Raw genomic sequence first — 12776 nt, forward strand, 5'->3', positions numbered from 1 at the left:
ATGGAGGCGCCCATCTCGAACTTCTTCTGGGCCTCACCAAAGGTGCGTACCGCCAGCAACCCGAACACCACCAGCGAGCACAGCATGGCCAGCCGCTCCAGGTTGTGACGCATCCACGCCGGCATACGCTCGGTGATCACCTCCACGGAGATGTGGGCATCCTTCTGCTCGGCGAAGGCCAGGGGGATAAAGGCCGCAATGGACATGTAGTAGTAGGAAACAATGGTGATGGTGCCCGGGATGGGCGTATTGAAGAAGTAGCGTCCGGCCACATCGAAGCTGATGTGGAACATCATCAGGGCGATGGCCAGGCCACCAATAATGGAGATCAGGTTGGTCACGTTCGACAGGAATCGACCAATGGCGTACATGGTGCACCCTCGCTGATTATTATTGTTACCGATGTGCGGAGGTGGAGCGGGTGACCGTCAGCGGGCCACCCGCGCCGGTGTCAGAGCCTTTCGATAATGGTCACGTTGGCCATGCCGCCGCCCTCACACATGGTCTGCAGGCCGTAACGTCCGCCCCGGTCATGGAGGGCATGGACCAGGGTGGTCATCAGCTTGGTGCCGGACGCGCCCAGCGGGTGCCCCAGGGCGATGGCACCGCCATTGACGTTGAGGCGGTCCGGATCGGCACCGGTGACATCCAGCCAGGCCAGCGGTACTGGCGCGAAGGCTTCGTTGACCTCGAACAGGTCGATGTCGTTGATGTTCAGGCCGGACTTCTTCAGTGCCTGCTGGGTGGCGGGGATCGGTGCCTCCAGCATGATCACCGGATCGTGGCCGATCACGCTCATATGGTGGATACGGGCCAGGGGCTCCACGCCCAGTTTCTTCAGGCCCTTCTCGCTGACCACCATCACCGCAGTGGCGCCGTCGCAGATCTGGCTGGCCACCGCCGCGTTGATGAACCCGCCTTCCTGTAGTGGCTTCACACCGGCGATACCCTCCAGGGTGGCGTCGAAGCGGATGCCCTCGTCCACGGTGTGCATTTCGTCCTGGGGTCCACCGTCCTGCAGTCGTGATTGCAGTGGCAGGATCTCCTTGTCGAAACGGCCCGCCTCGGTGGCGGCAATGGCCCGCTGGTGGCTCTTGAGGGCGAACTCATGAAGGTCTTCCCGGGACTGGCCATACTTCTTGGCGATCATTTCAGCGCCCATGAACTGGCTGAACTCGATGTCCGGGTAACGCCGCTGGATGTTCGGCCCCATGTAGTGCTCGGCAATGCCCGCTTTCTGGGCCAGGGCCATGGGCGAGAACATGGGGGTGCGGCTCATGCTCTCCACACCGGAGGCGATAACCACGTCCTGGAAGCCGGACATCACCGCCTGGGCCGCAAAGTGAATCGCCTGCTGGGAGCTGCCACACTGGCGGTCGATGGAGGTGCCGGGAACCGATTCCGGCAGTTTCGACGCCAACACCGCGTTGCGGGCCACGTTGGTGGACTGCTCGCCAATCTGGCTGACACACCCCATGATCACGTCATCGATCAGGTTGGGGTCGGCCTTGGCCTTGTCCACCACATCGTTCAGGACTGCCGCTGCCAGGTCGGTGGCGTGCCAGCCGGACAATCTGCCGCCCCGGCGGCCACCGGCGGTACGGGTTACTGCTACGATATACGCTTCTGCCATGTCTCTCTTCCTCATTGCCGCCCAGCGGCGAAGGTTGTTCGATGATCATCCCACCGCCCGGGTTGGGATGATGTGCTAACGAATGCCTGACATTCTTGCGTGAACACGCTATGCCCGCGTCGTCGCAAGCGACGATATCCGGTTAACGGGGCGCCATGCGGATGGCACCATCCAGTCGCACGCTTTCGCCGTTGAAGTAGCCGTTGATCACCATCTGCTCCACCAGCAGGGCAATCTCTTCAGGATCGCCCAGACGCTTGGGGAAGGGCACGGATGCCGCCAGGGCTTCCTTGACGTTATCGGGCAACCCATTCATCAGTGGTGTATTGATCAGCCCCGGCATAATGGTATTCACCCGCACGCCCTCGCCCATCAGGTCACGGGCCATGGGCAGGGTCATGCCCACCACCCCGGCCTTGGACGCGGCGTAGGCGGCCTGCCCCATCTGGCCGTCCTGGGCGGCCACCGAGGAGATATTGACGATCACACCGCGCTCCCCGTCCTGCAGGCCGTCCAGGGACAACATGCCGGCGGCGGACTTGGCGGCACAGCGGAAGCTGCCGATCAGGTTGATCTGGATAATCTTCTCGAACTCCGACAGCGGAAAGTGCTTGATCTCACCGGTCTGTTTCGCGCGGCTGGCAGTCTTGTGGGCGTTACCGGTACCGGCACAATTGACCAGGATACGCTCCTGGCCGATGGCGGCGCGGGCCTTTTCAAGGGCCGCATCCACGGCGTCCTCGGAGGTAACGTCCACCTTGCAGAAAACGCCCCCAAGCTCGGCGGCCACGGCTTCTCCGCGTTCTTCATTGAAATCCAGGATTGCCACCTTGACGCCGGATGCCGCCAGGCGACGGGCTGTTGCCTCGCCGATACCGGAGGCGCCGCCGGTAACCACCGCGCTGATGGATGAATCAAGCTTCATAGGGTCTGCCCTTGTGTTATTTCTGGTTCAGGGTTAGTTGTCTCTGGTTCAGGGTCAAAAAGCGACGCCGGCCGCACCCGGGGGCACCGGCCAGAGCAATCTGATCACAGGTTAGGGGAGCCCCGGTGAGGGTGCCATCGTCGTATCCGACGAATTGCCCGGGCTTGCGGCTGATTTGAAAACCGGCTTAGACTGGAGCACTTGCAAGCCTGCAGGCCAGCCACAAAAAAGTTACGATAATCAATAACAAGGATAAGCATCGATGTCATCTGCCACCCCCTCACGCGTGCTGATGACCAGCAAACTCAACCCGCCCACCTCCCGTGCGGCGCAGGTGCCCCGCGCCGGTGTGGTTGACCGGATGCTGTCCGCCTCCGCCGCCCGCCTGGTGCTGGTCCGTGCGCCGGCGGGTTTCGGCAAGACCACTGCCATGAGCCAGTGCATGACACGCATGGAGGACCAGGGGCTGGTCACCGCCTGGCTGACCCTCGACGACGCCGACAACGACGTCTCCCGTTTCCTGTGGTACCTGAATGCGGCGGTGTCCCGGCTGACCGAAGACGGCAAGGACCAGAACACCACCGGGGAGCGCCCGTTCACCTCCACCGGCGATGCCGCCCTTGATATCGTGGCACGGCTGTCTGAGCACCAGTCCGCCTTCGCCCTGTTCCTGGACGACTTTGAACGGGTACAGGACTCCGCGGTGCTGGGCCTGATCCGCGAAATCGTCGAACACCTGCCCCGCCGGGGCCAGTTCATCATCGGCACCCGCAACCTGCCGGAACTGGGGCTTGGACGTCTGCGGGCCCGGGGCCAGCTGCTGGAGATCGACGCCCGGCAACTGCGCTTCTCCATGGAAGAGACCACCGATTTCCTGATCGCCCGCCGGCAACTGGCCCTGACCCAGGAAGACCTGCTGCGCATCCATGACCGTACCGAGGGCTGGGTCACCGGCCTGTGGCTGGCGTCCCTGGCCCTGGAGGGGCACGAATCGCCGGAGACCTTTATCGAGCGTTTCTCCGGCGCCAACCAGACCATCTCCGATTACCTGGCCCATGACGTGCTGGCCCTGCAATCGGAGGCGGTACGCCGTTTCCTGCTGCGCACCAGCATCCTGCGGCACCTGAACGCCTCCATCTGCCAGGCGCTGCTGCCGGACACCGATGCCGAATCCATGCTGTGCCACCTGGCCAGCACCCACACATTCCTGACACCGCTGGATAGCGACGAGAACACCTACCGCTATCACAGCCTGTTCGCCGAATTCCTCAAGGCCCAACTCAAGGCCGAACACCCGGAAGAGATCCCCCGACTGCACCAGGCCGCGTCGCAGTGGTACGAGCAGGAACAGCGGCCCGTGCCCGCCATTGACCACGCCCTGGAAGGGGGCGACTATCAACGGGCCCTGGCACTGCTGCGCACTCACGCCGCCCACCTGTTGTCCCAGGGGCGCATGCGCCTGCTCTCCCGCTGGTTCAGTACCATCCCGCCGGAGCACCTGCAGCGGGACGAGGAACTGCAGATGACCTGGGTCTGGGCCCTGTGCTTTACCCGTGGCCCCACGGAAGCCATCGAGATGCTGGAGGAAACCCGGCTGGAGGAGTCCGACAACCCGGCGATCCGCCCCCATGTCATGGCCATTCGTCCCCTGACCCTGTCCATGTCGGACCGTCAGGAGGAGGCCATCGAGGTTGGTGAACGGGGGCTGCCGGAACTGCCCACCTGCCAGCCATTTGCGGACATGGCCCTGATCAACTCCATGGCCAACAGCTATTCGGTGATGGGTCTTTACAACAAGGGGCGGCAACTGCTGGACGGCGCCCGGGATGCCCAGGGTACCCATTCCAGTTCCTTCAATGTGATGTACTCGGAGACCGTGGAAGGCATTATCGACATGCAGGAGGGCCGCCAGCGCCAGGCCGCCGCCCGCTTCCGCCTGGCGGTGGGCGCCACCCGACAGGCGTCCTCCTTCAGCCAGGCCAACGGCAACGCCTGGGCCGGGGTGCTCCACGCCGGCGCCATCTATGAGCAGAACCAGTTGGACCTGGCGGCGAGGCTGCTGCATGTCTACGGCCCCTTGGCCAGGGATGTGGGCCTGCCGGACCATATGCTGCTGAGCGATATCATGCTGGCACGGATCGCCTTCACCAAGGGCGAGATCGACCAGGCCTTCCGTATCCTGACGGAACTGGAACACCTGGGCCATATCCGCACCCTGCCCCGGGTGGTCGCCACCACCCGGCTGGAACGCTCCCGGCTGCTGCTGTTACAGAGTCGCCACGATGCCGCCCGCCAGGAACTGGAACGGGCCGGTGACCGCGACCTGTGGCAATGGGTCCAGACCCTGCGGCTGCCCGCCAATGACCTGGAATACCTGGAACTGGCGGAAATCCGGCTCGATATCGCCACCGGCAACGCCGACCGCGCCCTGCCGGCACTGGAAAAGGAACTGGCCACCGCCAACGACGAGCACCGCTACCGGAGGGCGCTGAAGCTGAAGCTACTCAAGGCCATCGCCCTGCACCGGGGCACCCGGCTGCGGGAGGCCCTGGAACAGCTGGGAGAGGTACTGCACGTAGCGTCGTCGGAGGGCTACCTGCGACTGATCGTGGACGAGGGCCTGGCCGCCGGCACCCTGGTGCAACTGTTCGCCCAGAACCAGAAGGAAAGCAACGAGCGCAGCGACCCGATCCTGTCGGGCTACGTGCAGTCGCTGCTGGACGCCTTCGGCCCCGGCCTGCTGGAACAGGCAGCCAGCCCGGAACCGGAGAACACCCTGCTCGACCCCCTCACCCGCAAGGAGATCCGCGTGCTGAGGCTACTCTCGGAGGGCTACTCCAACAGTGCCATGGCGGAGAAGCTGTTTGTGTCCGACAGCACCGTTCGTACCCACCTGCGAAACATCAATTCCAAGCTGAATGCCAGCAGCCGGACGCAGGCTGTCGCTATTGCCCGGCGGTTGGGGATTGTCTGAGCGTTTCTCTCGGAGATAGTTTTGGCTTCGGAGTCTGGAGGCATGGTGGGGGGCATTTCCTCCGCTGCAATTCACGGTCCATCCCTGGACCGACCTTGCACCGCGACGTCCTGTCGCTGCTCCGGAAACACCCCCCACCATACCTCCGGCAAACCTCACGGGCGCACGTACCCGTCCATAACGAGCTAAGGTGCTCTTTATATTACCTTCGTGGAAAGATTCCTGAGCGATTGGAGGCCCGCACTACAGTTTGACGGATTTGGTGTGGGTACCCTTTCGTAGCAGCGCCATGGATGGCGCGGTGCAAGGTCGGCTCATGGACGAGCCGTGAATTGCAGCGGAGAAAGGGTACCCGCACCAAAGCCAGCCCCCAATCACTAGAGAGACCGGGAAATCACCTCTTTCATGATCTCGTTGGTACCACCGTAGATCCGCTGAATACGGGCATCGGTATACATCCGCCCAATCAGATACTCATTCATGTAGCCGTAGCCACCAAACAGTTGCAGGCATTCATCAATCACCCGGCACTGGTTCTCGCTGCCCCAGAGCTTGGCCATGGAGGCCTTGTTGGTATCCAGCTTACCGGCCAGCATGTCCTCGACACACTCATCGACAAAGGCCCGCCCCACCTTGAGGGTGGTGGCGATCTCCGCCAGCTTGAACTTGGTGTTCTGGAACTCGGCAATGGGCTGGCCGAAGGCCGTACGCTCCCGGACATAGTCCAGGGTGGCGTTATAGGCGCCTTCCATCGCGGCCATGGCGCCCACGCCGATAAACAGGCGCTCGTAGGGCAGATCCCCCATCAGCTGGAAGAAACCCCGGCCCTCGACGCCGCCGAGCAACTGGCGCTCGTGTACCCGCACATCCTCGAAGAACAGCTCCGAGGTGTCCTGGGCCTTGAGGCCGATCTTGTCCAGTACACGACCCACCTTGTAGCCGGGCTGATCCTCGGTATCCACGATCATGATGGACATACCCTTGGCGCCCTGACTGGTGTCGGTCTTCACCACCACCAGCACCACGCCCGCCAGGTAACCGTTGGAGATAAAGGTCTTGGAGCCATTGATCACATAGTGATCGCCGTCTTTTTTCGCATGGGTGCGTACGCCCTGCAGGTCAGAGCCGGTGCCAGGCTCGGTCATGGCGATGGCGCCCACCAGCTCGCCCCGAGCCATGCGGGGCAGGTACTTTTCCTTCTGCTCGTCGGTACCATGGTTGAGGAAATAGTGCGCGACGATGCTATGAACGGAATGGTTCAGGCCTGTGAGGCCACGCTTGCCCATTTCCTCGGCCACCACCGCCTCATGGCGGAAGTCCCCGCCGGCACCGCCGTACTGCTCAGGGATGTCGGTACACAGCAGGCCCATCTCGCCCACCTTGCGCCACATGGCGTGGCCCACGTTGCCCTGCTTGCGGGCCTCCTCGTCGTGGGGGGCCACTTCGGCCTCCAGGAAGCGGCCAACGCTGTCGCGGAACATGGACAGCTCTTCGTCCTGCCAGCGTGGGGTGAGATCAATCGACATAATGCAGTCCTCGGTTAATGAATCAGGTCACAGGGAGCGGATCAGGTCGTCCGGCAGCCCCCAGTCGGAGAGTACGCCGGTGGCGTCTTCCACCGGGGCCGTGGGCGCCGCCGGCGAATCCGAAGGCGTTCGGCTGAAACGGGGCGCCGGTGCCGGCTGGGTATAGCCGCCCGCCTCCACGAAGGTCTTGCGGGCCCGGTTATGGGGATGCAGTGGCGCCTCGTCCCAGTCCAGCACCGGTGCGAAGCAGGCATCGGTGCCCTCCAGGATCTCACACCATTCGTCCCGGGTGCGGGTACGGAATACATCCGCCAGCTTCAGTTTGAGCATGGGCCAGCGGCGGGGGTCCATCTGGGGCTCGAAGGCGTCCTGCTCCAGGCCACAGCGTTCCAGCAGCTCGGCGTAGAACTTGGGTTCGATGGCACCGACCGCCACGTAGCGGCCGTCGGCACAGGTGTAGACATCATAGAAATGAGCGCCGCCGTCGAGCATGTTCTCGCCCCGGTTGTTACTCCACTGACCGGCGGCCTTGAATCCGTACATCATCGACGACAGCAGCGCAGCGCCATCGGTCATGGCGGCGTCCACCACCTGTCCCTGTCCGGAATCCGCTGCTTCCAGCATGGCGGCGAGCACGCCCACGGTCAGCAGCATGCCGCCACCGCCGAAGTCGCCTACCAGGTTCAGTGGTACAACCGGCGGTTCGTCGGCACGGCCAATGGCATGCAAAGCGCCGCTGATGGCGATGTAGTTCATGTCATGGCCCGCAGCGTGGGCCAGCGGGCCATGCTGCCCCCAGCCGGTCATACGACCATAAACCAGCGCCGGGTTCCGGGCCTGGCATGCTTCCGGCCCCAGGCCCATCTTCTCCATCACGCCGGGGCGGAAGCCCTCGATCAGCGCATCGGCGTTTTCCACCAGCGCCAGTACCGCCTCCACTCCTTCCGGCTTTTTCAGGTCAAGACAGACCGTCGTTCGGTTTCGGGAGAGGATATCGTACTTCCAGGCGCCGTCCCTGCCGGCACCCGGGCGGTCTACCCGGATAACCTCCGCCCCCATGTCCGCCAGCATCATGCCGCAGAAGGGCGCCGGACCAAGGCCGACCATTTCAACAATTCGCTTGCCAGTGAGTGGACCTGACATGGTTCCCCCGGATCACATTGGTCATTCGATAATCCGGGCCTCCAGAGGGGCCCGGTCAATACGGTATAGCTGCCTGGTTTCAGAGCCCGTGGCTGGACACATCGACCTTGGCGAAGATCTCGTCGTAGTAGAGTTCGGCCAGTTCATCGACGCTCTCCACGCCCTGGACCAGGTCAACCCACTTGTCGAGCACCTGGGAGAACTCCGTCATGATCTCCTCGCCACGTTCGATGCCATAACGCTCCTGGTAAAACTCGACGATGGTATCCATATCCTTTTCCACAAAGGCCGCCGTAGCCTCGTGGAATTCCTCCGATGCGGTGTGGACATTGCCGCCCTGCTCGCGGACGGCATCCAGCGCTTGTTCCTGGGTGGTCTCATAACGCCAGGGGGTGCTGGCGGTCAGGTAGGCACCCGCCCGCAGCATGACCCGCCGCTGGTCCTCGGACAGGGACTGCCAGACGTCCCGGTTGACACTGGCACCACTGGAACCGGCGTAGATACCGCCCGGCAGGTCCACCGTCACATCGGAGACCACTTCGGTCAGGTTCAGGTTGGTGATTTCCGGCAGCGATGAAATGGTACAGTCCAGCACACCCTGGCTGAGCCCTTCACGGATCTCGCTGATGGTCATGGATACCGACGATCCGCCGAATCCGGATACCCAGCGGGACCAGTGCGACCCGGCCACCCGCATGCGCAGGCCTTCCATATCCCCCGGCGTCACCACCGGTTCGTTACACACCATGCCATAACCGCTGCTGGCGACATTGCCGGTGTACACGTGGTTCTGGGCTTCCAGTTCCTGCAGGCATTCCGGACAGTTGAAGAAGATAAATTCGGTGATCGCCCCCTGGAAGGCGTAGGTTCCCAAGCCGTTGAGGCGGTCCTTGTCATACAGGTTTACCTGCATGGCGGACTCGTTGAGCAGGTTGATATGGGGATACTCCGCCGGGAAGTACGCCGTTAGCAGATAGCCAGCGTCAGCCAGACCGTCACGGACACCGCCGGACACTTCCGACGCGCTCAGCAACGACATGGCGTAGATCTTGGCGGTCAGGTCGCCATCGGAATACTCTTCCAGCTTGTCGGCCCAGGCGTTGACCGCCTTGTCGGCTTCCGATCCGGCGGGATAGACCGAGGCATAGCTGAGGGTCCGGGCCTGGGCCTGGCCGGCCACCAGGGCCATGGTAAGCAGGGAGACCGACAGTACGGCCAGCGATCGCGGTTGTCTGGGATGTGCCATGGGTGTGCTCTCCGGTGTTGTTGTTCTGATGACAGAGCTGTCTGTATGTATCGCACAGTGTAGGCAGGCCAATCCGGCGGTCCCATCGTCGAAACCGACGAACTGACGACGATCTTTTGGGTGGAGGCAGAAGGGGCTGACACAAAAAAGCCCGGGCTGCGCCGGGCTTGTCAGGGAACCTTGCCGGCCAACGCCGGAACAGGTCGGTTCAGAGCGACAGGCGCTCCAGTTGCTGCCGGATCTCGTCGGTGATCGGCGTCGGACGGTTGGTGGACAGGTCAACGATGACCATCACGCTGTTGGCGATGGCGTGGACCCCGTGACGGCTCTCGGCGCCGCCGGTCAGATGGAAGGAGGTGTTGCCAATGTGGCTCACACCGGTCACCAGGTTGACGGGCGTGGAGCTGGGTCGATAGTGGCCGAAGGTGACGTCCAGGGCAGCAATCAGCAAACCCTTGCCACCCAGATCCACCTCGCGCAGGGTGCCGAAACGGGCCTGCTCCATGTACCGGGCAATGGCCGCTTCGCTGCGCTGGCTGTCGGCGTCCAGGTCCGCGTAACGGGGCGTCAGTTCCCGCTGTACCGGGAACCGGGAGAAATCGTCGGCGTACTGGCTGTAGCCCTCGTCCGGAAGGGCGGCGGGGGCGGCATCCACCCCCGATCGGAAGCCGCTGAAGAGGTCGTCCGGCAGGGCCACCCGTTCATGGTTGAGGAAAGCCCCCAGCCAGACATCCTGAATGCCCACCAGTTGATCGTTCTGGTGCAGTTGGGTGCGCAACTGCACGGTGTCCCGGTCACAACCGAGCACTTCCACCTCGAACCCGATGTCGTTGCCGTAGAAGCTCATCTCCCGAAACTGGGTGATGGCCCGCAACGGTCGCAGCCGCTCGGCATCGGAGAACCAGGCATCGGGGCCGAAACGATGGACCAGCGCCTGCATCCGGGCTTCGATATGCAACTGGTAGGCGCGGGAATTATTCACGTGGCGCCAGGTGTCCTGGTCGGTATATCGGGGGGGCAGGGTGCCGCGGAAAACGGCACCGGGTTGCGTATCTGTCGTCATATTGCGATGAATGTCCTGCTGGAGTTGATCCTTTTAGGATCCATTTTCCTGTCAGATTTCGCAACCTACTTCGTCGTAAGCGACGATTGCCAAGTGACCCGCCGAAAGCCACGATAGCACCATCAAAACTTTCATCTCTTACAAGATACAAGAACCAGTCCATCAGGGAGCCCCGCCATGAGAGACAAGGCCACAACCGTTTCAGAGGCCGTCGACACCCGCATGTCCACACGCGGCTTTACCGACCAGCCCGTGGACGGCACCGTTATCCGCCGGGTGCTGGAGAAAGCCGCCCGTTCCCCGTCCGGCGGCAACCTTCAACCCTGGCAGCTTTACGTGATCGGTGGTAACGAGCTGAGATCCTTCAAGGAAATCATGGCCACCCGGGTGAAGGAAGCCCCCACCGGTGAGGGGCCCGAGTACAGTGTCTATCCAACCAAGCTGAAATCCCCCTACCGGGACTACCGTTTCCAGGTGGGGGAGGACATGTACGGACTACTGGGCATCCCCCGGGACGACAAGGCCGCCCGTATGGGCTGGTTTGCCCGCAACTACCAGTTCTTCAATGCGCCCCTGGCCCTGTTCTGCTATGTAGACCGGCAGATGGGCCCGCCCCAGTGGTCGGACCTGGGCATGTACCTGCAGACGGTGATGCTACTGCTACGGGAGGAAGGCCTGGACTCCTGCGCCCAGGAATGCTGGAGCCTGTATCACCAGACCCTGAAGGAATTCCTCGAACCGCCGGAGGACCTTATGCTGTTTACCGGCATGTCCATCGGCTACATGGACGAGGATGACCCGGTTAATCAGCTCCGCACCCGTCGGGCGGCGCTGGAGGACTTCACCACCTTCCGGGGCATCTGACCCCGGCGCCCCCGCTTCGTCGGTTCGGACGACGACAGCGGGGCGCTGCCACGCTATTTCTCTCACCAATATTCATACCGCTATTCAGATAGAACAGGAGGCAGACACGTGTCCGGACTTTCCGCCGAACTCAAGCAGGTTTTCAAGGAACACGGTGACAAGGCCCGCCCGGTCAATCAGGCCGCGGTACTGGGCGCCGGCATTATGGGCGGCGGCATCACCATCACCAGCGCCGCCCATGGCGTGTCGGTCATCATGAAGGATATCGCCCAGGAACAGCTCGACCTGGGTATGAAGACGGCCACCAGTCAGGTCAACCGGTTGGTGAAGAAGGAAAAGCTGACCCAGGCGCAGGCTGAGGAAGTACTTGCCACCATCGTTCCCACCCTGGAATACCAGGGCTTCGACAGGGTGGACGGCGTGATCGAAGCCGTGGTGGAGAACCTCGGCCTCAAGCACAAGGTGCTGGATGAGGTGGAAACCGCAGTCCGCGACGACACCCTGATCGCGTCCAACACCTCCAGCCTGCGCATCGACGACATCAGCCAGCACATGAAGCGCCCGGAGCGCTTCGTGGGCATGCACTTCTTCAATCCGGTGCCGGTGATGCCGCTGGTGGAGATCATCCAGGGCTCCCGCACCTCCGACGAGTCGGTATCCACCGCCGTCACCTGGGCCCTGAAAATGGGCAAGACGCCGATCGTGGTTCAGGACTGCCCCGGCTTCCTCGTCAACCGCATCCTCACCGCCTATACCCGGGCCTTCCTGCAACTGGTGGAGGAAGGTGCCGACTTCGAGCACGTGGACAAGTCCATGGAAGCCTTCGGCTGGCCCATGGGCCCGGCCTACCTGGAGGACGTTATTGGTATCGACACCGGCAGCCATGTGTCCGACGTGATCTCCGCCGGCTACCCGGAGCGCATGCCCCATATCGAAAACGACGCCTTCCGGCTGATGAAGTCGAAGGACCGGCTCGGCCAGAAGAATGGCAAGGGCTTCTATGAGTACACCCCGGATGACAGCGGCCGGCCCCAGAAGCACTCCAGCCCGGAGGCCCATGAGCTGATCCGTACCATCCAGCCCAACGGCCCGAAGGACATCAGCGTCGAGGAGATCCAGCAACGCATGATGCTGGCGATGATCACCGAAGCCGTGCACTGCCTGGAGGACAAGGTGGTCAACTCCGCCGAGGAACTGGACACCGCCCTGCTGATGGGCATCGGCTTCCCCCGGGAAAAGGGCGGTGCCATGCGCTACGCCGACAGCCTGGGTGCCAAGGCCATCCTGGACCAGTGTGAGCAATACCGCCACCTGGGCACCCAGTACGAACCCACCGCCACCATCCGCAAGCTGGCTGAGAACGGCGGCAGCTTCTACGACGCCTTCCCGGCGGGCAACTGAC

The 12776-nt window shown here is 62.9% G+C and carries 10 protein-coding genes; 3 read left to right on the forward strand and 7 right to left on the reverse strand.

Annotated elements, in window-relative coordinates:
* From ACJO2E_RS00005 to ACJO2E_RS00015, 3 genes are all read right to left on the reverse strand, one after another.
* The coding region (locus ACJO2E_RS00005; RefSeq protein ID WP_406960654.1) for a TRAP transporter small permease at window positions 1–371 on the reverse strand (371 nt) is incomplete at its 3' end.
* An 80-nt stretch (window positions 372–451) separates the two neighbouring features.
* Window positions 452–1633: an acetyl-CoA C-acetyltransferase gene (locus tag ACJO2E_RS00010; protein ID WP_406960656.1), complete on the reverse strand. Its 1182-nt coding sequence runs from the start codon at window positions 1631–1633 to the stop codon at window positions 452–454.
* A gap of 142 nt (window positions 1634–1775) precedes the next feature.
* Entirely contained in the window at window positions 1776–2558 is a 783-nt protein-coding gene (locus ACJO2E_RS00015) for an SDR family NAD(P)-dependent oxidoreductase (RefSeq protein ID WP_406960657.1), read from the reverse strand.
* Window positions 2559–2820: 262 nt separating this feature from the next.
* Between ACJO2E_RS00015 and ACJO2E_RS00020 the strand changes: the two genes are divergently transcribed.
* The gene (locus tag ACJO2E_RS00020) at window positions 2821–5532 is read left to right on the forward strand and encodes a winged helix-turn-helix domain-containing protein (protein ID WP_406960658.1); all 2712 of its coding nucleotides are present in this window, start codon (window positions 2821–2823) and stop codon (window positions 5530–5532) included.
* Between the two features lie 377 nt (window positions 5533–5909).
* On the opposite strand, the gene ACJO2E_RS00025 is transcribed toward ACJO2E_RS00020, so the two are convergent.
* From ACJO2E_RS00025 to ACJO2E_RS00040, 4 genes are all read right to left on the reverse strand, one after another.
* Window positions 5910–7058: an acyl-CoA dehydrogenase family protein gene (locus ACJO2E_RS00025; protein ID WP_406960659.1), complete on the reverse strand. Its 1149-nt coding sequence runs from the start codon at window positions 7056–7058 to the stop codon at window positions 5910–5912.
* A gap of 27 nt (window positions 7059–7085) precedes the next feature.
* Entirely contained in the window at window positions 7086–8201 is a 1116-nt protein-coding gene (locus ACJO2E_RS00030; RefSeq protein WP_406960661.1) for a CaiB/BaiF CoA transferase family protein, read from the reverse strand.
* Between the two features lie 79 nt (window positions 8202–8280).
* The gene (locus ACJO2E_RS00035) at window positions 8281–9447 is read right to left on the reverse strand and encodes a C4-dicarboxylate TRAP transporter substrate-binding protein (RefSeq protein WP_406960663.1); all 1167 of its coding nucleotides are present in this window, start codon (window positions 9445–9447) and stop codon (window positions 8281–8283) included.
* 208 nt (window positions 9448–9655) lie between these two features.
* Window positions 9656–10510, reverse strand: a complete 855-nt coding sequence (locus tag ACJO2E_RS00040; protein WP_406960665.1) for a thioesterase family protein — start codon at window positions 10508–10510, stop codon at window positions 9656–9658.
* Between the two features lie 177 nt (window positions 10511–10687).
* Between ACJO2E_RS00040 and ACJO2E_RS00045 the strand changes: the two genes are divergently transcribed.
* Complete coding sequence (locus ACJO2E_RS00045; protein ID WP_406960667.1) at window positions 10688–11374, forward strand: nitroreductase; 687 nt, start codon at window positions 10688–10690, stop codon at window positions 11372–11374.
* A 108-nt stretch (window positions 11375–11482) separates the two neighbouring features.
* Window positions 11483–12775 (forward strand): 3-hydroxyacyl-CoA dehydrogenase NAD-binding domain-containing protein, encoded by a 1293-nt coding sequence (locus tag ACJO2E_RS00050; RefSeq protein WP_406960669.1) that lies wholly within the window; start codon window positions 11483–11485, stop codon window positions 12773–12775.
* Window position 12776 lies beyond the last annotated feature (1 nt).

This window comes from Marinobacter shunpengi, from assembly GCF_045449695.1.
Lineage (GTDB): Bacteria > Pseudomonadota > Gammaproteobacteria > Pseudomonadales > Oleiphilaceae > Marinobacter.